This window comes from Rhizobium sp. BR 250 (assembly GCF_047445855.1).
GTDB lineage: Bacteria > Pseudomonadota > Alphaproteobacteria > Rhizobiales > Rhizobiaceae > Agrobacterium > Agrobacterium tumefaciens_I.
On sequence record NZ_JARWKW010000005.1, the window covers coordinates 358,294 to 381,124 of the forward strand.

23 protein-coding genes are annotated in these 22,831 nt (G+C 59.4%); 8 read left to right on the plus strand and 15 right to left on the minus strand.

Going from position 1 to position 22,831, the window contains the following annotated elements:
• Positions 1-34: 34 nt before the first annotated feature.
• Genes QD336_RS10965 through chvI form a run of 3 tightly spaced genes read right to left on the minus strand, consistent with a single transcriptional unit; the run spans position 35 to position 3,062 of the window.
• Positions 35-499: an HPr kinase/phosphorylase gene (locus tag QD336_RS10965; RefSeq protein ID WP_269347099.1), complete on the minus strand. Its 465-nt coding sequence runs from the start codon at positions 497-499 to the stop codon at positions 35-37.
• Positions 489-2,279: a two-component system sensor histidine kinase ChvG gene (gene chvG, locus QD336_RS10970; RefSeq protein WP_269347098.1), complete on the minus strand. Its 1,791-nt coding sequence runs from the start codon at positions 2,277-2,279 to the stop codon at positions 489-491. The genes QD336_RS10965 and chvG overlap by 11 nt, the downstream gene beginning before the upstream one ends.
• 57 nt (positions 2,280-2,336) lie before the next feature.
• Positions 2,337-3,062 (minus strand): two-component system response regulator ChvI, encoded by a 726-nt coding sequence (gene chvI, locus QD336_RS10975; protein WP_003505377.1) that lies wholly within the window; start codon positions 3,060-3,062, stop codon positions 2,337-2,339.
• A gap of 339 nt (positions 3,063-3,401) precedes the next feature.
• On the opposite strand from chvI, the gene QD336_RS10980 reads away from it, so the two are divergent.
• The 3 genes from QD336_RS10980 to lysM all read left to right on the plus strand — a co-directional run bounded on the left by QD336_RS10980 (position 3,402) and on the right by lysM (position 6,110).
• Positions 3,402-5,012 carry a phosphoenolpyruvate carboxykinase gene (locus QD336_RS10980; protein WP_499170646.1) on the plus strand — a complete coding sequence of 537 codons (1,611 nt, stop codon included), beginning with the start codon at positions 3,402-3,404 and terminating at the stop codon, positions 5,010-5,012.
• 127 nt (positions 5,013-5,139) lie between these two features.
• Positions 5,140-5,574 carry an alternative ribosome rescue aminoacyl-tRNA hydrolase ArfB gene (arfB, locus tag QD336_RS10985; RefSeq protein ID WP_499170647.1) on the plus strand — a complete coding sequence of 145 codons (435 nt, stop codon included), beginning with the start codon at positions 5,140-5,142 and terminating at the stop codon, positions 5,572-5,574.
• A gap of 86 nt (positions 5,575-5,660) precedes the next feature.
• Entirely contained in the window at positions 5,661-6,110 is a 450-nt protein-coding gene (gene lysM / locus QD336_RS10990) for a peptidoglycan-binding protein LysM (protein WP_269347094.1), read from the plus strand.
• A gap of 43 nt (positions 6,111-6,153) precedes the next feature.
• On the opposite strand, the gene coaA is transcribed toward lysM, so the two are convergent.
• Genes coaA through hisB form a run of 7 tightly spaced genes read right to left on the minus strand, consistent with a single transcriptional unit; the run spans position 6,154 to position 10,774 of the window.
• Complete coding sequence (gene coaA, locus QD336_RS10995) at positions 6,154-7,155, minus strand: type I pantothenate kinase (protein ID WP_269347093.1); 1,002 nt, start codon at positions 7,153-7,155, stop codon at positions 6,154-6,156.
• Positions 7,152-7,475 (minus strand): phosphoribosyl-ATP diphosphatase, encoded by a 324-nt coding sequence (locus QD336_RS11000; protein WP_269347092.1) that lies wholly within the window; start codon positions 7,473-7,475, stop codon positions 7,152-7,154. The genes coaA and QD336_RS11000 overlap by 4 nt, the downstream gene beginning before the upstream one ends.
• A gap of 15 nt (positions 7,476-7,490) precedes the next feature.
• On the minus strand, positions 7,491-8,267 hold the full coding sequence (gene hisF, locus QD336_RS11005; protein ID WP_269347091.1) for an imidazole glycerol phosphate synthase subunit HisF: 777 nt from the start codon (positions 8,265-8,267) through the stop codon (positions 7,491-7,493).
• Positions 8,264-9,007 (minus strand): 1-(5-phosphoribosyl)-5-[(5-phosphoribosylamino)methylideneamino]imidazole-4-carboxamide isomerase, encoded by a 744-nt coding sequence (gene hisA / locus QD336_RS11010; protein ID WP_269347090.1) that lies wholly within the window; start codon positions 9,005-9,007, stop codon positions 8,264-8,266. Before hisA ends, hisF begins: the two co-directional genes overlap by 4 nt.
• A 1-nt stretch (position 9,008) precedes the next feature.
• On the minus strand, positions 9,009-9,659 hold the full coding sequence (hisH, locus tag QD336_RS11015) for an imidazole glycerol phosphate synthase subunit HisH (RefSeq protein ID WP_142174379.1): 651 nt from the start codon (positions 9,657-9,659) through the stop codon (positions 9,009-9,011).
• Position 9,660: 1 nt separating this feature from the next.
• The gene (locus tag QD336_RS11020; RefSeq protein WP_499170648.1) at positions 9,661-10,155 is read right to left on the minus strand and encodes a DUF2628 domain-containing protein; all 495 of its coding nucleotides are present in this window, start codon (positions 10,153-10,155) and stop codon (positions 9,661-9,663) included.
• A 22-nt stretch (positions 10,156-10,177) separates the two neighbouring features.
• Positions 10,178-10,774 carry an imidazoleglycerol-phosphate dehydratase HisB gene (hisB, locus tag QD336_RS11025; protein WP_269347086.1) on the minus strand — a complete coding sequence of 199 codons (597 nt, stop codon included), beginning with the start codon at positions 10,772-10,774 and terminating at the stop codon, positions 10,178-10,180.
• 199 nt (positions 10,775-10,973) lie between these two features.
• On the opposite strand from hisB, the gene hslV reads away from it, so the two are divergent.
• The 4 genes from hslV (at position 10,974) to QD336_RS11045 (ending at position 16,329) form a co-directional block, all read left to right on the plus strand.
• Positions 10,974-11,498, plus strand: a complete 525-nt coding sequence (hslV, locus tag QD336_RS11030; protein WP_003521197.1) for an ATP-dependent protease subunit HslV — start codon at positions 10,974-10,976, stop codon at positions 11,496-11,498.
• Positions 11,499-11,573: 75 nt separating this feature from the next.
• Complete coding sequence (gene hslU / locus QD336_RS11035) at positions 11,574-12,881, plus strand: ATP-dependent protease ATPase subunit HslU (protein WP_003521199.1); 1,308 nt, start codon at positions 11,574-11,576, stop codon at positions 12,879-12,881.
• Between the two features lie 196 nt (positions 12,882-13,077).
• Complete coding sequence (locus QD336_RS11040; protein ID WP_269347085.1) at positions 13,078-14,040, plus strand: DUF1402 family protein; 963 nt, start codon at positions 13,078-13,080, stop codon at positions 14,038-14,040.
• Between the two features lie 120 nt (positions 14,041-14,160).
• On the plus strand, positions 14,161-16,329 hold the full coding sequence (locus tag QD336_RS11045; protein WP_499170649.1) for a malate synthase G: 2,169 nt from the start codon (positions 14,161-14,163) through the stop codon (positions 16,327-16,329).
• A gap of 79 nt (positions 16,330-16,408) precedes the next feature.
• Here the strand turns inward: QD336_RS11045 and QD336_RS11050 are convergent, their stop codons facing one another.
• Positions 16,409-17,122: a L,D-transpeptidase gene (locus tag QD336_RS11050; protein ID WP_269347083.1), complete on the minus strand. Its 714-nt coding sequence runs from the start codon at positions 17,120-17,122 to the stop codon at positions 16,409-16,411.
• A 183-nt stretch (positions 17,123-17,305) separates the two neighbouring features.
• On the opposite strand from QD336_RS11050, the gene QD336_RS11055 reads away from it, so the two are divergent.
• The gene (locus tag QD336_RS11055) at positions 17,306-17,791 is read left to right on the plus strand and encodes an MmcB family DNA repair protein (RefSeq protein ID WP_080827534.1); all 486 of its coding nucleotides are present in this window, start codon (positions 17,306-17,308) and stop codon (positions 17,789-17,791) included.
• A 6-nt stretch (positions 17,792-17,797) separates the two neighbouring features.
• Here the strand turns inward: QD336_RS11055 and QD336_RS11060 are convergent, their stop codons facing one another.
• The 4 genes from QD336_RS11060 to QD336_RS11075 form a co-directional block, all read right to left on the minus strand.
• Complete coding sequence (locus QD336_RS11060; protein WP_269347082.1) at positions 17,798-18,385, minus strand: ActR/PrrA/RegA family redox response regulator transcription factor; 588 nt, start codon at positions 18,383-18,385, stop codon at positions 17,798-17,800.
• A 73-nt stretch (positions 18,386-18,458) separates the two neighbouring features.
• Complete coding sequence (gene actS / locus QD336_RS11065; RefSeq protein ID WP_269347081.1) at positions 18,459-19,766, minus strand: two-component system sensor histidine kinase ActS; 1,308 nt, start codon at positions 19,764-19,766, stop codon at positions 18,459-18,461.
• Between the two features lie 29 nt (positions 19,767-19,795).
• Positions 19,796-22,273 carry an ATP-dependent helicase HrpB gene (gene hrpB, locus QD336_RS11070; protein ID WP_499170650.1) on the minus strand — a complete coding sequence of 826 codons (2,478 nt, stop codon included), beginning with the start codon at positions 22,271-22,273 and terminating at the stop codon, positions 19,796-19,798.
• Positions 22,274-22,649: 376 nt separating this feature from the next.
• The coding region (locus QD336_RS11075; protein ID WP_499170651.1) for a hypothetical protein at positions 22,650-22,831 on the minus strand (182 nt) is incomplete at its 5' end.

Sequence of the window (22,831 nt, forward strand, 5' to 3'; positions counted from 1 at the left end):
GCGAATCGCAAGCCTAAAATCGCCCGAATCATCGTCACTTCACATTCGTTTTAAAAAGATTCTGAGCAAGTGCAGCAAATTTTCCATAGGGCGTAAGACTTGCAAGCGGAATGCGCAGAAGTGGAAGATGCCCACCGCAGGGCAGAAAAAACATTTCATCATCTTCGGGAAGTCTTGGATTTTCCGGTGAAAGAACTGTCGTGACGGCGAAATCTAGTGGCGCGCGCGCAATGCTTTTCACCGAAACAATGCCGCTGCCGCGCAGTTCCAGCAGGCCGGCGATCGTTTCCGGTCGCTCGGCGATGATCCTCCCGTCCTCACGATACACGAAAATCTGATCGTCCCCGATCAGCGCCGCCGGCAATCCGCACCGTTCCGCCTCCGTCAGAAAGCTGAAGGCAAGCTCGCTTTTGCCGCTGCCGGAGGGGCCGGTGAAGAGGATGCCGGTATTTTGAACGACGATGGCCGTGGCGTGCAGGTTGAAGCGTTCAGCGTTCATGGGTTTCGGCCGCCGGCAGCGACAGGGTGAAGCGCGCGCCGGAAATCACGCCATATTTGTCGACCACGTTTTCCGCCCGCAGACTGCCGCCATGGGCTTCCGCGATCTGGCGGCTGATGGAAAGACCAAGGCCGGAATTCTGGCCGAACCCTTCGCTGGCCGGCCGGTCGGTATAAAAGCGCTCGAAGATACGGTCGATATCTTCGGCCTGAATGCCGGGACCATTGTCTTCCACCTGTACGAGGCAGCGATCCTTGTGGCGGGAAAGGCGCACCGTGATACGACCGCTTTCCTCGGCTACGAAAGAGCGCGCATTCTCGATGAGGTTGGTGACGATTTGGCCGATGCGCAGGTCGTGGCCATTCACCACAAAGGAGGTTTTGGCGCCTGCCTTTCGGTCGACAACATAGTCGATCGTCACACTTTTCTTTTTGGTGCTTATCTGGCGGGATATATCCACCAGACCCTTCATCAACACATCGAGATCAACCGGCGAGGCGTCGGCACGCGCGAGTTCCGCGTCGAGCCGCGAGGCATCCGAAATATCGCTGATCAGGCGGTCGAGGCGGCGCACATCGTGGAAGATGATCTCCGTCAGGCGCTGCTTCGACTCTTCCGTCTTGGCGCGCGGCAGGGTCTCCACGGCGCTGCGCAGCGAGGTCAGCGGGTTCTTGAGTTCATGGCTGACATCGGCGGCGAAACTTTCGATGGCGTCGATACGGTCGTAAAGTGCCGTTGTCATTTCACGTAGCGCAATCGAGAGATTGCCGATTTCATCCTGGCGCGCCGAGAAATCCGGGATCTCCTCACGCGTTCTCGCCCCGCGGCGCACGCGGATCGCGGCCGCCGAAAGCCGCCGGAGCGGGGTGGCGATGGTGGAGGACAGAAGCAGCGACAGCACGATATTAACGAGCGTGGCGATGCCGAAGACGCGCATGATGGCAAGGCGCTCCGCATGCACGATCTTGTCGATATCACCCGCCTGCGTGGAGAGCAGCAATACGCCAAGCACCGCCCGGAAGCGCTGCACCGGTACGGCCACCGAAACAATCAGCTCGCCTTTTTCGGTGACGCGAACGACCGCGCCGCGTACGCCCGTCAGCGCATTCATCACTTCCGGATAGATGGAGCCGTCACCGCCGGGCGCTTCCTTATATTGCGGCAGGCTGCTCGGCTGCAGCATGCGGTTGAACATGCTGGTGAACCAGTCACCCCAGGTCTGGGTTTCAGGCGTCACCGGCGGCAGATCGAAGCGCAGAACCTGTCCGCGCGAATAAAGGTGGCGGGAATCGAGCAGCAGATTGGCATCGGCATCGAACAGCCGCGCGCGGGTGCGTGTCGGCGAGATCAGCCGCCGCAGCACCGGCGCCACCCGCTCCGGATTGATAGGAAAACTCAGATCCTCATCATTGGGGGCAGGGGTGATGCTTTGCCCCGCCTGCAATTCGAGGAGCTTTTCCGGATTGATGGTGATCGAGTTGGTATCGACCGAGGCGGAAGCCGAGACCGCGCCGGCGATGATTTCGCCCTGCGTCAACAGGCTTTCCACGCGGGCGTCGATCAGCCCTTCGCGGAACTGGTTGAGATAGAGAATGCCGCCGACCAGAACCACTGTTGCGGCGACATTGAAGAAGAGGATACGGCGCGTGAGGCTGGAAAACACCGCATTGCCGAAAATGCGCCGGATGATCGTCAGCGGATGGATACGATGGCGGCGTTCGCTGCCGCGTTCTTCGGCATCGTCGCTGTCCGAGACGGTTTCCGGCGTTTTCTTCAACACGTATTCAAGTCCTCACCGCCCCGGTTCGGGCGGTCCCTTCTGCCCGAGTCGGCTTTTTCAAGCCGCTTCGCGGAAGCGATATCCTACGCCATAAAGCGTTTCAATCATATCGAAGTCGCCATCGACCAGTTTGAACTTCTTGCGAAGGCGCTTGATGTGGCTGTCGATGGTGCGGTCGTCCACATAGACCTGTTCGTCATAGGCGGCATCCATCAGCGCGTCGCGGCTTTTCACCACGCCCGGCCGCTGGGCCAGCGAATGCAGGATGAGGAATTCCGTGACTGTCAGCGTCACCGGCTCACCCTTCCAGGTGCAGGTGTGGCGTTCCTGGTCCATGGCGAGCTGCCCGCGCTCGAGCGTGCGCGCCTGTTGGTCCGCGGTCGGCTTCAGCACGCTGCCGGTTGCGGCGGACGCCTCACGGCTGCTGGCGCGGCGCAGGATAGCCTTGACGCGTTCCACCAGAAGGCGCTGCGAGAACGGCTTGGTGATGAAGTCGTCCGCGCCCATCTTCAGGCCGAACAGTTCGTCGATCTCTTCATCTTTGGAGGTGAGGAAGATCACCGGCAGGTCCGACTTCTGGCGAAGGCGCCGCAAGAGCTCCATGCCGTCCATGCGTGGCATCTTAATATCGAAAATGGCGAGCTGCGGCGGACGGGCAATCAGCCCGTCAAGCGCGGAGGCGCCGTCCGTATACGTTTCGACCCGGTAGCCTTCGGCTTCGAGCGCGATCGATACCGAAGTGAGAATATTCCGGTCATCGTCGACAAGCGCGATCGTCTGCATGTAGTTGGTCTCCATCGTCATTTTCTCGTAACTCCCGACATTCACCCAGCCAAGGTTGTGCGCCGCGAGCCACTCTCTTGAGTATAAAGGTGGAACAAATTGTGGCAAAGGAAAACTCGCCCCAAAATCGCGGGGGCGAGACGAGAGGATTTCGTAAAATCGCTGCAGCTGGATTTTAATGCGTCTTCAACCGATTTAAAAAGAAATAAAATCTTTTAAATCGATTAATATATTGAAATCACTAAGTTTTTTAAAGTCAGGCTCTTGCGTTTCCAAAAGCCGCCACGTATTTTCCGTGAAAATTTCAACGGCCTTAACGTCATTAACAAGGAACGCGTCATGAACGAGCTTGGGGTTCATAATCCTGCCAATGGAGTTGCGGAACTCGGACTGGGCGAGGCCTCCCGCGTCTTTTATAACCTCAATGAGAGCGAATTATACGAAGAGGCGATCCGTAACGGCGAGGCCGAACTGACCATCGATGGCGCGCTGCGCGCCGTCACCGGCCAACATACGGGCCGCTCGCCGAAGGACAAATTCGTCGTTCGCGACGCTTCCACCGAGAACACCATCTGGTGGGACAACAACAAGCCGCTGTCGCCGGAAAATTTCGAGCTGCTGCGTCAGGACATGCTGGCCCATGCCGCCGGCAAGACGCTTTACGTGCAGGATCTGATCGGCGGCGCCGATGAGGAAAATGCGCTGCCGACCCGCGTCGTCACCGAACTTGCCTGGCATTCGCTGTTCATCCGCAATCTGCTGATCCGGCCGAAGCGGGAGACGCTTTCGGGCTTCAGCCAGAAGCTCACCATCATCAACCTCCCGAGCTTCAAGGCTGATCCGGCCCGTCACGGCGTGCGTTCGGAAACCGTGATCGCCTGCGATCTCACCAATGGCCTCGTTCTCATCGGCGGCACCTCCTATGCCGGCGAAAACAAGAAGTCGGTCTTCACGGTGCTGAACTACCTTCTGCCGGCCAAGGGCGTGATGCCGATGCATTGCTCCGCCAATGTCGGTCCCGAGGGTGATTCCGCCGTATTCTTCGGTCTCTCCGGCACCGGCAAGACGACGCTGTCGGCCGATCCTTCGCGCACGCTGATCGGCGATGACGAACATGGCTGGGGCGAACACGGCATCTTCAATTTCGAAGGCGGTTGCTATGCCAAGGCGATCAAGCTTTCGGCGGAAGCCGAGCCGGAAATCTATGCCGCGACCCGCCGTTTCGGCACGGTCCTCGAAAACGTCGTGCTGGACGAAAACCGCGTTCCCGACTTCAACGACAATTCGCTGACGGAAAACACCCGCAGTGCCTATCCGCTGCACTTCATTCCGAATGCATCGGAAACGGGCATTGCCGGCCATCCGAAGACGATCATCATGCTGACGGCGGATGCCTTCGGCGTGCTGCCGCCGATCGCGCGTCTGACGCCGGAACAGGCCATGTACCACTTCCTCTCCGGCTACACCGCAAAGGTTGCCGGCACGGAAAAGGGCGTGACCGAGCCGGAAGCCACCTTCTCCACCTGCTTCGGTGCACCCTTCATGCCGCGCCATCCGGCGGAATACGGCAACCTGCTGCGCGAGCTGATCGGCAAGCACGGCGTGGATTGCTGGCTGGTCAACACCGGCTGGACCGGTGGTGCTTACGGCATCGGCAAGCGCATGCCCATCAAGGCGACGCGCGCGCTTCTGACCGCTGCTTTGACCGGCGACCTGAAGAATGCGGAATTCCGCACCGATGCGAATTTCGGTTTCGCCGTGCCGCTGTCGCTCGACGGCGTCGACAGCGCGATCCTTGATCCGCGTTCCACCTGGGCCGATGGCGCAGCTTATGACGCGCAGGCGAAGAAGCTGGTGTCGATGTTCGTTTCGAACTTCACCAAGTTCGAAGATCACGTCGACAGCAAGGTTCGTGACGCAGCTCCGGGCCTTCTGCTTGCGGCTGAATGAATAAAGCCTCATTTGTGAGGAGGAGGGAACCCGGCCCAGTGCCGGGTTTCTTTTTGCCGGGTTCTTTCGTTTTCTCCGCTGTTTTCATTTTTTGCGATCTGTGGCATCACCGGCGCGGAGAAAGATAATGGCCAGCGACCCGCTTTACATCAGCAACCGTATCACCATTGCCGGCTGGGAGCTGACGGAGCAATTCGTACTGGCCGGCGGGCCGGGTGGCCAGAACGTCAACAAGGTCTCGACCGCGGTTCAGCTGTTTTTCGATATTGCCAATTCACCGTCCCTCCCGGAGCGGGTGAAGGCCAATGCGTTGCGTCTCGGTGGCCGGCGCGTTTCGAAAGACGGCGTGCTGATGATCGAGGCGAGCCGGTTTCGCAGCCAGGAACGCAATAGAGAAGATGCGCGCGAGCGGCTGAAGGAGCTGATCCTCGAAGCCGCCGCTCCGCCGCCGCCGGTGCGCAAGGCCACCAAGCCCACCAAGGGTTCCGTGGAGCGCCGCCTCAAGGCGAAGTCCGGTCGCTCCGATATCAAGAAAATGCGCGGCAAGCCCTCGGGCGATTAGGTCCCGGCGAGGTGGCGAATGTTTCGCCCTTGTCATAGAGCTTCAAATATCGTCTGGTAAGCCTCCATACAACCAAGGAGGGTGCTATGGGTCTGTTCAATTTCATCAAGGAAGCGGGAAAGAAGCTTGGTATCGGCGGCGATGATGCTCCTGATGTCGAAGCGGTCAAGAAGGAACTCGCTTCCCACGATCTCGGCACGGACAAGGTTCAGGTCGAGGTGGTGGACGACAAGGTCGTCCTGAAGGGCGAAGTGGCCGACCAGTCGATTTTCGAAAAGGCGGTGATTGCGGTCGGCAATACGCTCGGCATTTCCAAGGTCGAGGCCGGCGAGCTGACGGTGGCCGAAGCGCCGGCAAAGGAACCCGTCTTCTATACCGTCAAGAAGGGCGACAATCTCTGGAAGATTGCGGAAGCCCAATATGGCAAGGCCAATGGCGCGAAGAACAATATCATCTTCGAAGCCAACAAGCCGATGCTGACCCATCCCGACAAGATTTATCCCGGCCAGGTTCTGCGTATTCCTGACCTTGCCTAATAACGGGTCTTAACCACTGGAGATGCCGCCATGCGCGGCATCTTTACAGCTTGCGAAGCGCCACCGTGTCGATCAGGTGGTTCTTGCCCTTGCGCAGAATAAGATCGGCGCGCGGGCGCGTCGGCACGATGTTCTGGCGCAGGTTCTTCAGGTTGATATTCTGCCAGAGGCCTTCGGCAATGCTGAGCGCTGCCTCTTCGCTGATCGAGGCATAACGGTTGAAGAACGAATTGGGATCGCGGAAGGCGGTTTTTCTCAGATTCATGAACCGGTTCACATACCAGTTGTGAATGAGGCCTTCATCGGCGTCGATATAGATCGAGAAATCAAAAAAGTCGGAAACGATCGGCACGATCCGCCCGCCCGCCGGCAGGTCGCGTGATTGCAGCACGTTGATGCCTTCAAAGATCAGAATATCCGGCTGGTCGATGACGGTGAATTCGTTCGGCAGAACGTCATAGGTCAGGTGCGAATAACGCGGTGCCTTGACATTAGGCTGGCCCGCCTTGATCGCCGAAAGGAAACGCAGCAGCGCGCCGATATCGTAGCTTTCCGGAAAGCCCTTGCGCTCCATCAGGTTTTCCCGCCGCAGAACCTCGTTCGGATAAAGAAAACCGTCTGTGGTGATGAGATCGACCTTCGGGCTGGAGGGCCAGCGGGCGAGAAGCTCCTTCAGGATACGTGCCGTCGTCGATTTTCCGACGGCGACCGAACCGGCAATGCCGATGACGAAGGGCGTCTTGTTGACATCCGCCATGTTGAGGAAGCGGTTGCGCTGTTCGAACAGCAGCTGCGAGGCCTCGACATGGGAGGAGAGCAGGCGCGATAGCGACAGATAGATGCGCCGCACCTCGTCCAGATCGATCGGGTCGTCCAGCGAGCGCAGACGTTTGACCTCGTCGGCGGAAAGCGTCAGTGGCGTATCGGCGCGGAATTTCGCCCATTCTTCCGAACTGAAGAAGTGGTAGGGCGAATATTCATCCGGTCGGAAATGATCGAGTGTGCTTGGCATGCCTCTCTCCCCGCTGCCTGCCTCGACCTTCATGAGTTAGGCCTCGCCGCCTTTTCCGCAAGACCGGTTTGCCCGGTCCGGCGCTCCAGTTCGGCAAAAACCTCGCTCAAGGGAATGTCGGCGATCTTCAGTACCACCAGCAGATGGTAGAGCAGGTCGGCGGCTTCGTTTTTCACCCCGTCGCGATCCTTCGCAATCGCCGCGATGACGGTTTCCACCGCCTCTTCGCCGAGTTTTTTTGCCGCACGCTCCTGGCCAGCCGCAACCAGCTTGGCCGTCCAGGATTCGTCAGGAGAGGCAGCGGCACGGGTCGCGACGATGCGTTCCAGATCGGAAAGGGAAAATGCGCTCATGGGATGTTCCTGCAATCAGTCGAGACGCATGGCAATGCCATGTTCGGCCATGTAACTCTTGGCTTCACCGATCGAATAGGTGCCGAAGTGGAAGATGGAGGCGGCAAGCACCGCAGTCGCGTGGCCATCACGAACGCCTGCCACCAGATCGTCCAGCGTGCCAACGCCGCCAGACGCAATGACGGGCACGCGAACCTGATCGGCAATGGTGCGGGTCAGGCCGATATCGTAACCGCTCTTGGTGCCGTCTCGGTCCATCGAGGTGACGAGCAATTCGCCGGCGCCGCGTTCGACCATCCTGATGGCGAATTCCACGGCGTCGATGCCCGTCGGCTGACGCCCGCCATGGGTGAAGATTTCCCAGCGGCCTTCTTCGCCATCCTTCGAAACCCGTTTGGCATCAATGGAGACGACGATGCACTGGTTGCCGAACTTATCGGCCGCCTGCGCAACGAAGTCGGGATCCTTGACCGCTGCGGAATTGATCGAAACCTTGTCGGCTCCGCAAAGGAGCAGCTTGCGAATATCCGCGACGCTGCGGACCCCGCCACCGACGGTGAGCGGCATGAAGCAGTGGTCGGCGGTGCGCGAGACGACATCGAAGATCGTGTCGCGATTGTCCGAGGAGGCTGTGATGTCCAGGAAGCAGAGTTCGTCTGCTCCCGCCGCATCATAGGCTTTTGCCGCCTCGACGGGGTCACCGGCATCGATAAGGTCGACGAAGTTCACACCCTTGACGACACGGCCGTCTTTCACATCGAGACAGGGAATAACGCGGGCTTTGAGGGTCATGCGTTTACCTCCTTTGCGGCCTTGATGAGGGCAAGCGCCTCGGTGGGGTCGATACGCCCGTCATACAGCGCGCGGCCTGAAATCGCACCCTCAAGCTTGGCGGCATCCGGCTGCAGCATGCGCTTGATGTCGTCGATGGAGGCAAGGCCGCCGGAGGCGATGACCGGGATGGAGACGGCGTCCGCCAGTTCCAATGTCGAAGCCCAGTTGATACCGGCCAGAATGCCGTCACGATCGATATCGGTATAGATGATGGCGGCAACGCCTGCACCTTCAAAGCGTTTGGCGAGCTCGATGACGCCAAGTTCGGATGCTTCCGCCCAGCCTTCCACGGCAACCTTGCCACCCTTGGCATCGATGCCGACGGCGACCTGGCCGGGGAAACGCTTGCAGGCTTCAATGACCAGAACCGGATCGCGCACCGCCACGGTGCCGAGAATGACACGGGCAAGACCGCGGCTCAGCCACGCCTCGATATGATCGAGCGTGCGGATACCGCCACCCAGCTGCACCGGGTTTTTCGTGGCTTTCAGAATGGCGTCGACCGCCGCGCCATTAACTGTCTCGCCGGCAAAGGCGCCGTTGAGATCAACGACATGCAGCCATTCGAACCCCTGATCCTCAAAGGCCTTCGCCTGCGCGCCGGGGTCTGTATTGTAGACGGTGGCCTGGTCCATATCGCCGAGTTTCAGGCGAACGCACTCACCGTCTTTGAGATCGATTGCGGGAAAAAGAATCATGTCAGGGCTTCCAGCGCAGGAAATTGGAAATCAGGGCAAGGCCGAGCGTCTGGCTTTTTTCCGGGTGGAACTGCGCGCCCGCCATATTGTCGCGACCGACGAAAGCCGTCATCGCGCCACCATAATTGGTGGTGGCGATGACATCCGTCGAGTGCTTGGCCGCCAGATGATAGGAATGCACGAAATAGGCGTGCAGCCCATCCGCGCCGGTCTTGATGCCGTCGAACAGCGGGTGGGCGTGGCGAATTTCCAGCGTGTTCCAGCCGATCTGCGGGATCTTGAGGCTGGGATCGGATGGCGTCATTTCAACAACGTCACCTTCGATCCAGCCAAGCCCGGTGCTGACGGTCTTTTCCAGCCCGCGCGAGGACATCAGCTGCATGCCGACGCAGATGCCGAGGAAGGGGTGCGCTTTTTTCTCTACGGCTTCGATGAGCGCCTCATGCATGCCGGGAACGGCATCGAGGCCCGCACGGCAATCCGCGTAGGCGCCAACGCCCGGCAGGACKATGCGGTCTGCCGAAGCGACGTGATCCGGCTTGTCGGTCAGGTCGATGGTTGCGTTGATGCCGGCCTCGCGGGCGGCACGCTCGAAAGCCTTGGTGGCCGAACGCAGATTGCCCGAACCGTAGTCGATAATCGCGACACGCATGTCAGCGCCTTCCATTCAAGTCGAAAAGAAACGATCCGGCGGGATCGTTGACGAAGTTTTTGCCGCCGCTCTTTTGCGGCGAAGTGGTCCAGACCGGCTGCGACAGCTGTTCCGCCGCTTCTGCGGTTTCGGAGAGGCTGGAGAAATATATGTCTTCCGCACTCGAAAGATCAGGGGCGGAAATGATGGATGTCAGCGTCCAGCCTTTGCGGATCAGGTGCCGGACGAGAAAATCGCGTCCCTCCAGCGCCGTGACGAGGGCGATGGCGAAACCGCAGAGAATGCCGACGGGTTCGAATCCGGCTAACGTCGAGACCTGTCCGGCCAGAACAAGTGCGATGACAACGAGCGCGGTCGCCAGCCACAGCCGATTGACGGCGAGCCATAACCAGGGCGCAATCAGGGCCAGCCAGACGAAACGGTCTGCGATGAAGCGGGTCGTCTTGTGGTCCCTGTCCGGCCCGTTGGGGGCTTCCAGAACGAGATAGCTTGTCATGGGCTTCCTGACAGCTTTGGCGTCAGGCCAGCATGCCCTTCGTGGAGGGAACGCGGCCTGCCTGCCGGGGGTCGATCTCGGTTGCCGTGCGAAGAACGCGGGCAACGGCCTTGAAGCATGTTTCGGCGATATGATGGTTGTTGGCGCCGTAATGGTTCAGGATATGCAGCGTGATGCCGGCATTCTGGGCGAGCGCCTGAAAGAACTCACGCACCAGCTCGGTATCAAAGGTACCAATCTTAGGCGCGGAAAAATTGACGTTCCAGACAAGGAAAGGCCGGCCGGAAATATCGACGGCAGCCTTGGTCATCGTTTCGTCCATGGCCAGATCGAGCGACGCGTAACGGGTAATGCCGCGGCGGTCGCCGAGTGCCTTAGCAATGGCCTGGCCGATGGCGATGCCGGTATCTTCCACGGTATGGTGGTCGTCGATATGCAGGTCGCCCTGAACCTCGATGTCCATGTCGATCAGCGAATGGCGGCTCAGCTGGTCCAGCATATGGTCGAAAAATCCCACGCCGGTGGAAATTTTCGACTTGCCGGTGCCGTCGATATCCACGCGCACCGAAACCGCGGTTTCGTTGGTCTTGCGGATAATCTCGCCTTTACGTTCTGCCATTTTGGCCGCTCCGTGAAAATGTTGCCGTTCCTTATCAGCACGGGACACAAATATCCAGTTGTTCCATCGTCTTGCATGACAAGTCGAAAACAGCCTGTCGCCCCGAAGATTGCAATCGCGAAAAGCAAACTTACATAGAACCCGAGAGGGCCGTATCCGGCCCGTTAACCCCAGGCCCGTGAGGGCAGACAGGTGTTTGATGACAACAATTATTACAGTCAGAAAGGGCGGCAAGGTCGTCATGGCTGGCGACGGGCAGGTAAGCCTCGGCCAGACCGTCATGAAGGGCAATGCCCGCAAGGTTCGCCGCATCGGCAAGGGTGAAGTGATTGCCGGTTTCGCCGGTGCGACGGCGGATGCCTTCACGCTACTCGACCGTCTCGAAAAGAAGCTTGAGCAATATCCGGGCCAGCTCATGCGTGCCGCGGTCGAGCTTGCGAAGGACTGGCGCACGGACAAATATCTGCGCAATCTTGAAGCCATGATGCTGGTGGCCGATAAATCGACCACGCTCGCCATTACCGGCAATGGTGATGTGCTGGAGCCGGAACACGGTGCGATCGCCATCGGCTCCGGTGGCAATTATGCCTTCGCCGCTGCCCGCGCCATGATGGATACGGACAAGTCGGCCGAAGAGGTGGCGCGCCAGTCGCTCGATATTGCCGCCGATATCTGCGTTTACACCAACCACAATCTCGTCGTCGAAACGCTCGACGCCGAGTAAGCTAATTTTCTCACCAATGGGTCCTGTGGGCCGGGCCGGAATGGCCGGTCGGAACGGGAAAGCCGAGAGGATAGAATGACCACTTTTTCTCCCCGGGAAATCGTCTCGGAACTCGACCGCTTCATCATCGGCCAGCATGAGGCCAAGCGTGCGGTCGCGATTGCGCTGCGTAACCGCTGGCGCCGCCAGCAGCTCGATGAGAGCCTGCGCGACGAAGTCATGCCCAAGAACATTCTGATGATCGGGCCGACCGGTGTCGGCAAGACGGAGATTTCCCGTCGCCTCGCCAAGCTGGCCGGCGCGCCCTTCATCAAGGTGGAAGCGACAAAATTCACCGAAGTCGGTTATGTCGGCCGCGATGTCGAGCAGATCATCCGCGATCTGGTCGAGATCGGCATCGGCCTCGTGCGTGAAAAGAAGCGCGCCGAAGTGCAGGCCAAGGCCCATCAGAGCGCAGAAGAGCGGGTGCTGGATGCGCTGGTTGGCGCAACCGCTTCGCCCGGCACGCGTGAAAGTTTCCGCAAGAAACTGCGCGATGGCGAGCTGGACGACAAGGAAATCGACATCGAAGTGGCGGATAGCGGCTCCGGTATGCCCGGTTTCGAAATTCCCGGCATGCCGGGCGCCAATATCGGCGTGCTGAACCTGTCGGAAATGTTCGGCAAGGCCATGGGTGGACGCACCAAGAAGGTGCGGACCACGGTGTCGAAATCCTATGCCGATCTCATCCGCGACGAATCCGACAAGCTGCTCGACAATGAAATGATCCAGCGCGAGGCGGTGAAGTCGGTCGAAAATGACGGCATCGTCTTCCTCGATGAGATCGACAAGATCGCCGCCCGCGATGGCGGCATGGGTGCAGGCGTCTCGCGTGAAGGCGTGCAGCGCGATTTGCTGCCGCTCGTTGAAGGCACGACGGTTTCGACGAAATACGGACCGGTGAAGACCGACCACGTCCTCTTCATCGCATCGGGCGCCTTCCACGTGGCGAAGCCGTCGGATCTCCTGCCGGAACTCCAGGGCCGTCTGCCGATCCGCGTCGAGCTGAAGCCGCTGACGAAGGAGGATTTCCGCCGTATCCTGACAGAGACGGAAGCAAGCCTCATTCGCCAATACAAGGCGCTGATGGCGACGGAAGAACTGGACCTCGATTTCACCGATGATGCAATCGATGCGCTGGCCGATGTGGCCGTTCATCTCAATTCGTCGGTCGAAAATATCGGTGCGCGCCGCCTGCAGACCGTGATGGAGCGCGTTCTCGACGAGATCTCCTTCAACGCCCCGGATCGTGGCGGCTCGGCCGTCAAGATCGATCAGGAATATGTCCGCAAACATGTCGGCGATCTTGCTGCCGACACGGATCTGTCCCGCTATATTCTCTGAGAATTTCGGAGATCGACAAAAGAAGAGTGCGGCCATATTTGACGCACTCTTTTATTTTATCTGCCTCATCTCGCATTCAGCCCGCATTTTGTTTATGGGAAGGGCTGCATTCCGGTTGGAACCGCTTTCGTGGAATTGATCCGGTTTTCCCGCTTGTCATGCCGGGAATGGCCGGCTCGAGAAAAGGCAGTCGCTCGTGCGCAAAACTCTTCTGGCATTTGCCGTGGCTCTGGCGGTTTCCGCCGTTTCGTCTTCTTATGCCGCGGCCGCGACCATCGTCCCACCGGGCAACCGCAATGCCGAACAGCCGGGCGTTCCCGGCGCCTCCGCAAAAAGAACCAAGGCGTCCAACACCTCCTTCGAGCGCAAGTACCAGAAGGTCATCGACCTTTTGTCGTCCGACAAGGCGCTGATCGCCAAGATCAAGTCGACGGCCGGGCGTTATGGTATCGATCCGATCCACATGATTGGCGCGATCGTCGGTGAGCACACCTATAATGTCGACGCCTATGACCGGCTGCAGTCCTACTACGTCAAGGCGGCCTCCTATGCCGGCAACAGCTTCCGTTTCGGCTACAAGGACGAAACCATCGCGCAGTTTCTGACCCATTCGCAATTTGCCAAATGCCAGTCGAAGAAGGATTCCTACAGCCTCTGGAACTGCCGTGAAGATGTCTGGGAAGACAGTTTCCGCGGCAAGACCGTCGATGGTGTGGCCTATCCGAACAACCGTTTCAGCGCCGTCTTCTTCCAGCCCTTTTATGCCGGGCAGACCTTCGGTCTCGGCCAGATCAACCCGCTGACGGCTTTGATGTTGTCCGACATGGTGTCGAGAACCTCCGGCTACGAGAAGCTGGATGAGAACGATGCGGGCGCCGTCTATACCGCGATCATGGATCCGGACCATTCGCTTGCCTTCATGGCGGCCTCCATCCGCAAGTCGATCGATGATTACCGGTCGATTGCCGACATGGATATTTCGAAAAATCCGGGCGTCACCTCCACGCTTTATAATGTCGGCGGTTCGCAGCAGCGTGCTGCCGCCCTTGCCCAGAAGAACCGCCAGCGCGCCGCAGGCGAGCAGCCCCTGTTGCCGGAAGAGAATTATTACGGCTGGCTGGTGAATGACCGCATCAAGGATCTGCAGGCGCTTTTGTAGAAAAAGACGACTATCGGCCGCATTATTTCCAAAACGGAAATAATATTTGGCTGCCTGCCGCAATTGACGAGCGACCGTCTCAGCGTCCAATCTGTGCCCTCAGAATATAAGGAGGCGCATGTGAGCCGCACGGATAAATTCGGTCTTTCCATCGATGACAGGCTGTATGCCTTTTTGACGGACGAGGTGCTGCCGGGCACGGGTCTGGACAGCGAGGCCTTCTTTGAAGGTTTCTCGGCCATCGTCCATGAGCTTTCCCCGAAGAACCGTGAGTTGCTTGCAAAGCGCGATGCGCTGCAGGAAAAAATCGATGGCTGGTACCAGCAGAACGGCGCTCCCTCGGATTTTGACGCTTATGAGACCTTCCTGAAGGAAATCGGTTACCTGCTGCCGGAAGGTCCCGGCTTCAAGGTGGAAACCGACAATGTCGATCCGGAAATTGCCGCCGTCGCCGGTCCGCAGCTCGTCGTTCCCGTCATGAATGCGCGTTATGCGCTGAACGCCGCCAATGCCCGCTGGGGTTCGCTTTATGATGCGCTTTACGGCACGGATGCCATTTCCGATGCCGATGGGGCGGAAAAGGGCAGGGGTTACAATCCGAAGCGTGGTGAAAAGGTCATTGCCTGGGCGCGCAATTTCCTCGATGAATCCGCGCCGCTCGAAAGCGGAAGCTGGTCCGACGTGACAGGCTTCAAGATCGCTGACGGTCTGCTGCAGCTTGTAGTCGGTGACGCCACGACCGGCCTCACGGATGCAACACAATTCAAAGGCTTCAGCGGCGAAGCGGAAAATCCCGCAACGATCCTGCTCGGCAAGAATGGCCTGCACACCGAGATCGTCATCGATCCTTCGACCGAAATCGGCAAGGGCGACAAGGCGGGCATCTCCGATGTCATTCTTGAATCGGCGCTGACGACCATCATGGATTGCGAGGATTCGGTTGCTGCCGTCGATGCGGAAGACAAGGTGCTGGTCTATGGAAACTGGCTTGGCCTGATGCGCGGCGATCTGACGGAAGAGGTTGCCAAGAGCGGCAAGACCTTCATCCGCCGCCTTAACCCGGATCGTTATTATACCGCGCCCAATGGCTCCGCGCTCACGCTGCCGGGCCGTTCCTTGATGCTGGTGCGCAATGTCGGTCATCTCATGACCAATCCGGCGATCCTCGACCGCGATGGCTGTGAGGTGCCGGAAGGCATCATGGATGCCGTCGTCACGGCGCTCATCGCGCTTTACGATGTCGGTCCGTCCGGACGGCGTCAGAACTCGCGCGCCGGCTCCATGTACGTGGTCAAGCCGAAGATGCACGGACCGGAAGAAGTCGCCTTCGCCAACGAGATTTTTACCCGGGTCGAGAAGCTTGTCGGCATGGCGCCGAACACCATGAAGATGGGCATCATGGATGAGGAACGCCGCACCACGGTCAACCTCAAGGAAAGCATTCGTGCCGCGAAGGATCGCGTTGTCTTTATCAATACCGGCTTCCTCGACCGCACCGGCGACGAAATCCATACTTCGATGGAAGCGGGCCCGATGATCCGCAAGGGTGACATGAAGCAGGCGGCCTGGATCGCGGCTTATGAAAACTGGAACGTCGATATCGGCCTCGAATGCGGCCTTTCCGGCCATGCGCAGATCGGCAAGGGCATGTGGGCCATGCCGGATCTGATGGCGGCCATGCTGGAGCAGAAGATCGCCCATCCGAAAGCCGGCGCCAACACCGCCTGGGTGCCTTCGCCGACGGCGGCGACGCTGCATGCCACGCATTATCACAAGGTCGATGTCGCTGCCGTTCAGGAAGGGTTGAAAAGCCGCGGTCGCGCAAAGCTTTCCGATATTCTGTCGGTGCCGGTCGCGCCGCGCCCCAACTGGACGCCGGAGGAAATCCAGCGCGAACTCGACAATAATGCCCAGGGCATTCTTGGTTATGTCGTGCGTTGGGTCGATCAGGGCGTCGGCTGCTCCAAGGTGCCGGACATCAATAATATCGGCCTTATGGAAGACCGCGCCACATTGCGCATTTCCGCGCAGCACATGGCGAACTGGCTGCGCCATGGCGTGGTGACAGAGGCTCAGATCATCGAGACCATGAAGCGCATGGCCGCCGTGGTGGACACGCAGAATGCCGGCGATCCGGCCTATCTGCCGATGGCCTCCAATTTCGACGGATCGGTGGCTTTCCAGGCCGCTGTCGAGCTGGTGCTGAAGGGGCGTGAACAGCCGAATGGCTATACAGAGCCGGTTCTGCACCGTCGTCGTCTGGAGCTGAAAGCGAAACAGGCGGCGTGAAGCCGCCGCCCAGTATTTCCATAAACAAAAAAGCCGCCGGGAGAATCCTCGGCGGCTTTTTCTTGATCTGGTGTAACCCTTACTGGATCACGACGACCTTGGTGCTGCGGCCGGGGCGGACGCGGCTGTAGAGATCAATGACGTCCTGGTTGATCATGCGGATGCAGCCGGAAGAGGCAGCGGTGCCGATCGAAGCCCATTCGGGCGAACCATGGATGCGGAACAGCGTGTCCTGTCCCTTTTCGTTGAAGAGATACATGGCGCGTGCGCCGAGCGGGTTGCTGAGGCCCGGGCCCATGCCGGCCTCGACATATTTCGCAACTTCCGGCTTGCGGTCCGCCATTTCCTTCGGCGGATGCCACATCGGCCATTCCTGCTTCCAGGCCACATAGGCTTCACCGGCCCATGCGAAGCCAGCCTTGCCGACGCCGATGCCGTAACGCACAGCGCGGTTGCCGGAGAGAATATAATAAAGGTAACGCTCACGCGTATTGACGATGATGGTGCCGGCGCGTTCGGACGTCTGGAATTCGACGATCTGGCGACGATACTTCTCATTCACGCGATTGATCGGAATGGCCGGCAGCGCATAACCCGCATCGGTCACGGGACCGTAGACATCGTTGAAAATCTGGACCGTTTCGACCTTCGCCGGAACGGGGTCAGCAACCGGTACTGACGCTGCGATCTTGCCGGAGGTCGGAGCGGAGGATTGGGATGTAGTTTCGGCGCAGCCGGCCAGTGCCAGTGCTGCCGTCAGACCGAGTGCGGTCAATGGGGTACGGATGCGCATGTCGTTCTCGCGGAAAATTCGCCAAATTGTGCGAAGGAGTAGGCTTAATTGGATAAATCGGTTATTTTCCATTCAGCCGCTCTTGGCAAGCCGTTGCGCCGCCGCGAAACGGTCGTGCATTTAAAATTGCCGGTTGATTGCCTTTTTGCAACAATAGGCCAAACGCTTCAGCAGCCTTTATCCATGACTATTCTTTCCGTTACCAACAATAATCCGTTAATAGACGGCCGCCAGTCGGACAAGGCGATGCTGGTGCGGCGCGGCGTGCAGGTGCTGTTGCATGAGATGCGCCATTCGGTTCTGCCGGAACTGCCGCTTGCAAGTGGGCGCAGGGCCGATCTCATCAGCCTGTCGGCCAAAGGCGAAATCTGGATCATCGAAATCAAATCCTCGATCGAGGATTTCCGTGTCGACCGCAAATGGCCGGATTATCGCCTGCATTGCGACCGGCTGTTTTTCGCCACCCATCCGGAAGTGCCGACGGACATATTCCCCGAGGAATGCGGGCTGATCCTGTCGGATGGATATGGCGCCCATATGCTGCGCGATGCGCCGGAACATAAATTGCCGCCGGCGACCCGCAAATCGGTGATGCTGGATTTTTCGAGAACGGCTGCGACCCGGTTGATGCTGGCGGAATGGACCACCGGGCGCAGCTTCGGAGAGTAACTGCCGTTACTTGGGCGCGCGCTTTGCGAGAATGCGCTGCAGGGTGCGGCGATGCATGTTGAGCCGGCGGGCTGTTTCCGAAACGTTGCGCTCGCACATTTCATAAACCCGCTGAATATGCTCCCATCGCACCCGGTCTGCCGACATGGGGTTTTCGGGAACTTCGGTCTTTTCACCCTTGCGCTGCGTCAGCGCATTAAAGACATCGTCTGCATCGGCGGGTTTGGCGAGATAATCCAGCGCCCCAAGCTTCACGGCAGTCACCGCGGTGGCAATATTGCCGTAGCCGGTCAGGACGACGATCTGCGTATCGTCCCGGTTCTGCCGGATCGCTTCGATCACCTCCAGCCCGTTGCCATCCGCAAGTCTGAGATCGACCACCGCATATTTCGGCGGCGCGGCCTTGGAGCGGGCAATGCCGTCGCTCACCGTCTCGGCTGTATCGACGGCAAAGCCGCGTGTTTCCATGGCCCGGGCAAGCCGGCGCAGAAACGGGCCGTCATCATCGACGATCAGCAGCGATCTGTCGGGTCCGATCGGGTCGATATCGTCCGCCGGTACGGTGGTGGATGGGGTCTGGTCTTCTGTCTTCATGTTTCCGGCCTTCCGGCAACTTCGTCGGCTTGCTTTTCTTCTTCTTATCGCCGCTTCAACGTGGATGGTAAAGTCAACGGTTTCTTTTATCGTCCATCAGCGCCCGAGGCCAGACGATTGTGACCCGCGCCCCGGTTTCGCTCGACCCTCGGTTCTGGAAGGTGACGGCTGCGCCGGATCGCTCCAACAGGGTCTTGGCGATGAAAAGTCCAAGTCCGAGCCCGCCGGCGCGCATATCGTTGTGACGTTCGGTCACATAGGGCTCGCCGATGCGGGCCAGCACGTCATGGGCATAACCCGGCCCGTCGTCCTCGATGAGGACGGTGACATTCTGCTGATCGTGGCCGACGGTCACGGTCACCTTCTCCCGCGCATAGTCCACGGCATTTTCGATGAGATTGCCCAGCCCGTAGATGATGCCGGCATTGCGGATGCCGACCGGCTCCTCGGCGCGATCGTTCTTTTCGACGAGTTCCAGGCGAATGCCGAATTCCCGATGTGGCGCCATCACCTCCTCGATCAGCGAGGAAAGCGGCAGGCGGCGCATATGCTCCTCATTGTCGGCGGAAAGCGAGGTGAGCCGGCGCAGAATATCGCGACATCTTTCGCTCTGGCTGCGCAGCAGCGCTATGTCTTCGCCGTATTTCTCATCATGTCCGAGTTCCCGCTCCATTTCCTTGGCGACAACGCTGATTGTCGCAAGCGGCGTACCCAGCTCATGCGCCGCAGCGGCCGCCAGCCCGTCGAGCTGGGAAAGGTGTTTTTCCCGCTCCAGCACCAGTTCCGTTGCCGCCAGCGCATCAGCCAGCTGATTGGCCTCATGCGAAACGCGATAGGCGTAGAAGGCTGCGAAAGAAGTGGTGGCGATGATCGCGACCCAGGTGCCGACATGCAGCAGAAGCTGGATCGGCAAAACCTCGTCCGGATACCAGGGAACAGGAAAGGGCGAAAAGGCGATCGCCGTCGAGCAGATGACGGCAAAGCCGAGCAGGATGAGCGAGTGCCGAAGTGGCTGCGAGGCAAAGGCGATAATGACCTGCACGCAGATCAGCGGTGCGAAGGGATTGGAAAGCCCGCCGGTAATATAGATCAGCGCCGTCAGTTGCAGCAGGTCGAAGGCCAGCAGCAATGTCGCTTCCCAGGGCTCCAGACGGTAGGTGGAGGGAAAACGGGCGGTGAGAAACAGATTGGCAAGCGCCAGCGCCGCGATGAGAAGGCCGCAGGCGAGAAGCGGCAGGGGGAAATTCAGCCCGAAGGCAACGAACAGGATCGTCGCCGTCTGTCCGGCCACCGCCAGCCAGCGCAGCCAGATGATGGTCTGTAATCTTATCCTGCGGCTGGCGCGGCCAAGCCTCGTGGTTTCGATCGGATGGCCAGCCACCGTCTTCTCCTTTACCCTTTTTATCATCGTCATGTTCCGCGCGGTTTCGCACGGCTGGTCGGTAGGGCCGAGGCGGGATCCTCCGGCCAGGGATGGCGCGGATAGCGCCCGCGCATATCCGCCCGCACATCCTTCCACGAACCCGCCCAGAAACCGGGAAGATCGCGTGTCGTCTGTATCGGCCTGTGCGCCGGCGAGGTCAATTCCAGGAGCAGCGGCAGGCGCCCCTGCGCAATCGCGGGATGGTCTTTCAATCCGAAAAGTTCCTGCACGCGAATGGAAAGCGTCGGTTCGCTGGTGTCGTAACGGATGGGGTGCCGCTGGCCCGTCGGTGCTTCGAAATGTGTCGGTGCCAGCCGGCCGAGATCACGCGCCACCTCATGCGGCACCAGCGACAGGATTCCTTCGGAGAGGCTGCCGGGCCGAATATCCTGCAGGCTACGGGCGCCATGCTGGAAAGGAACGAACCATTCCGCGAGCCGTGAAAGCAGCGCCGCATCGCTCACGTCAGGCCACGGTTCGCCGATGCTGGCGTTCAGAAAGCCGATCCTGTCGCGTAGCTGCAGGGTTTCTTTCGAGAAGGGAAGCATATCGATGCCGAATTCGCGAATGCCATTGGCAAGCGCCTGCGCCGCCTGTTCACCCTCGGGTCGGGGTAGGGGGGTCTCGTCGAGAATGATCGCACCAAGGCGGGTCACCTTCCGCGCCCGCGCCTGACCGCTCGCCTTGTCGAACAGCAACTGTTCCTGCTGAATAATAAGGTGCGGCATCCGCTCTTCTATATCGGCCCTTTCGATGCCAGCCGCCGCAAGGATGCGCGGCTGTGCCGCCCGTCCGGTAATATCGGCGACGACAAGCATTTTGCTCGCCGCCAGCCGCTCGGTCTCGGCAAGCTCCGCGCCGCGCCCGTTGGCCATCACGTAACGGCCCCGCGCCCCGCGTTGAAGCGCAATCCTGTCCGGATAGGCATGCAGCAGCAATGGGCCTGCCTCGCTCGGCACCTCGGCTGCTGCGGTTTTGTCGCCGATCGCATCGAACAGCCTCGATGCCAGCTTGCGTGCTGCCTGCGCCCTCTCACTCCTGTCGGAAAGAAAGCGCCGCAGCCTTTCATCGAGATCGATATCATTGCCGCCCAGCCCCTGTTCCGTCAGCATGACGGCAAGCGTCGCCGCTTTTTTCCCGGCACCTTCGCTCGCCGAGGCAATCACCATGGCCGCAAGTCGTGGCGGCAGTGAAAGGCCGCGCATCAGATGGCCCTGTCGCGTCAGCCCGCCGCTATCATCGAGGGCACCGAGGTTTTTGAGAAGCGTCACCGATTCTTTTAGTGCGGTTTCGGGTGGCGTATCGAGAAATGCGAGTGCGGAAGGGTCGTGAACGCCCCAATGGGCGAGATCGAGGGCGAGACCGGCAAGATCGCTCGCCAGAATTTGCGGTGGTGTAAAGGCGTTGAGCGCCGCCGTCTGCCCCTGATGCCACAGACGGACCGCAACGCCGGGTTCCGTTCGCCCGGCACGGCCGGCCCTCTGCTCGGCGGAAGCCCGCGACACCCGTACGGTCTCCAGCCTGGTGATGCCGGTCGCCGGTTCAAAGACCGGCAATCGCTGCAATCCGCTGTCGATCACCACCCGCACGCCATCGATGGTAATGGAGGTTTCGGCAATCGAAGTAGCAAGCACGATCTTGCGCCGTCCGGCCGGTGCCGGCTTGATTGCCGCATCCTGCTCCTTTTGCGACAGGTTGCCGTAAAGCGGGATAATATCCGTATCCTCAGGAAAACGTCCCTCCAGCCGCGAGGCTGTGCGGGTAATCTCCGCCTGTCCGGGCAGGAAGGCCAGAATCGAACCCGTCTCGGATGCGTGGGCTTCGGTAATCGCCTTGGCGACTTTTTCATCGACGTGGACACCCTGCCAGCGCTCTTCATATCGGATGTCAATCGGGAATGTGCGGCCGAGGCTCTGAATCACAGGAGCGTCGCCCATCAGCACGCTGATACGCTCCACATCGAGCGTGGCGGACATAACGAGGATCCGCAGATCCTCCCGTAACCCCGCCTGTACATCGAGCGCCAGCGCCAGCCCGAAATCACCGTCGAGCGAGCGCTCATGAAACTCATCAAAAATCACCGCGGAAACGCCGGTCAACTCGGGGTCGTCCAGAACCATCCGGGCAAACACACCTTCGGTCACCACCTCTATCCGGGTTTTCGAGGAGATACGGTTGTCGAGCCGCATGCGATAACCGACGGTTTCACCGACATTCTCATGAAGCAGTTCGGCCATACGCCCGGCCGCGGCCCGCGCCGCGAGCCGGCGTGGTTCGAGAAGAATGATCTTGCCGTCGCCCCGCCAGTCCTCATGCAAGAGATGAAGCGGCACGAGCGTGGTCTTGCCCGCCCCAGGTGGGGCTGAAAGAACTGCACGTTTCTTTACGGCCAGCGCCTCGGCAATATCCCTGAGCACGGCGCCGACGGGAAGTTCGGTCTTTATGGGAACGGGCATTCTGGTCATGCGAAGGGCCTGCGGCGATCTGGTGGTGTTGAGCGTCTTATATGCCGTTTCTAATGCACGGCCCCGCGCTTTGACAGCCATATGTAAAGGTCAGGCAAATGGCCTACCGGCGAATTCTCGCTCCCCTCGGGTCATTTGCGATGAAGTATGAAAGGGGGCCCCATCTGGTGTGTCGCGAAAACGGGTAAAGAATCCGCCCGTTCCGGCGCTCTCGGCCTGTTTTTCCAAAACTCCCTATAAATATCAAACACTTAATAAAAATGTCAGTTTTTTGACGGTATGTGTGTTGACTTGTTTGAGGGGATGGATTTATAAGTCCGCTCACTGAACGAGGGCGGCGGCGCTGCTGGCGACGAAGTCTTTCGTTCTAAATAAATCAAGTTGATGAGCTGAATGCTTGTTGGTTTCCGGGGTTTTGAGCCTTGGGGGTTTGATTTTTTGACTGCTTTGAGTGGTCTGTTTTTTGACAATTGAATATGAGAAGAAAGAGAAACGTGGGCGGCGAAGCTTGCGGGGTCTGGAGAGATTTAGACCCTGATGAATAGACTTTGACGGTCA

Bases quoted from the DNA above. Each gene is read 5' to 3' on its own strand.
- QD336_RS11050 (WP_269347083.1), bottom strand. From the start codon at position 17,122: ATGCGCATCCGTACCCCATTGACCGCACTCGGTCTGACGGCAGCACTG.
- hisF (WP_269347091.1), bottom strand. From the start codon at position 8,267: ATGACCCTCAAAGCCCGCGTTATTCCCTGTCTCGATGTGAAAGACGGC.
- QD336_RS11000 (WP_269347092.1), bottom strand. From the start codon at position 7,475: ATGAGCGCATTTTCCCTTTCCGATCTGGAACGCATCGTCGCGACCCGT.
- QD336_RS10980 (WP_499170646.1), top strand. From the start codon at position 3,402: ATGAACGAGCTTGGGGTTCATAATCCTGCCAATGGAGTTGCGGAACTC.
- hisA (WP_269347090.1), bottom strand. From the start codon at position 9,007: ATGATTCTTTTTCCCGCAATCGATCTCAAAGACGGTGAGTGCGTTCGC.
- arfB (WP_499170647.1), top strand. From the start codon at position 5,140: ATGGCCAGCGACCCGCTTTACATCAGCAACCGTATCACCATTGCCGGC.
- coaA (WP_269347093.1), bottom strand. From the start codon at position 7,155: ATGAAGGTCGAGGCAGGCAGCGGGGAGAGAGGCATGCCAAGCACACTC.
- hslV (WP_003521197.1), top strand. From the start codon at position 10,974: ATGACAACAATTATTACAGTCAGAAAGGGCGGCAAGGTCGTCATGGCT.
- hisB (WP_269347086.1), bottom strand. From the start codon at position 10,774: ATGGCAGAACGTAAAGGCGAGATTATCCGCAAGACCAACGAAACCGCG.
- lysM (WP_269347094.1), top strand. From the start codon at position 5,661: ATGGGTCTGTTCAATTTCATCAAGGAAGCGGGAAAGAAGCTTGGTATC.
- hslU (WP_003521199.1), top strand. From the start codon at position 11,574: ATGACCACTTTTTCTCCCCGGGAAATCGTCTCGGAACTCGACCGCTTC.
- QD336_RS11020 (WP_499170648.1), bottom strand. From the start codon at position 10,155: ATGACAAGCTATCTCGTTCTGGAAGCCCCCAACGGGCCGGACAGGGAC.
- QD336_RS11055 (WP_080827534.1), top strand. From the start codon at position 17,306: ATGACTATTCTTTCCGTTACCAACAATAATCCGTTAATAGACGGCCGC.
- chvI (WP_003505377.1), bottom strand. From the start codon at position 3,062: ATGCAGACGATCGCGCTTGTCGACGATGACCGGAATATTCTCACTTCG.
- hrpB (WP_499170650.1), bottom strand. From the start codon at position 22,273: ATGACCAGAATGCCCGTTCCCATAAAGACCGAACTTCCCGTCGGCGCC.
- QD336_RS10965 (WP_269347099.1), bottom strand. From the start codon at position 499: ATGAACGCTGAACGCTTCAACCTGCACGCCACGGCCATCGTCGTTCAA.
- QD336_RS11060 (WP_269347082.1), bottom strand. From the start codon at position 18,385: ATGAAGACAGAAGACCAGACCCCATCCACCACCGTACCGGCGGACGAT.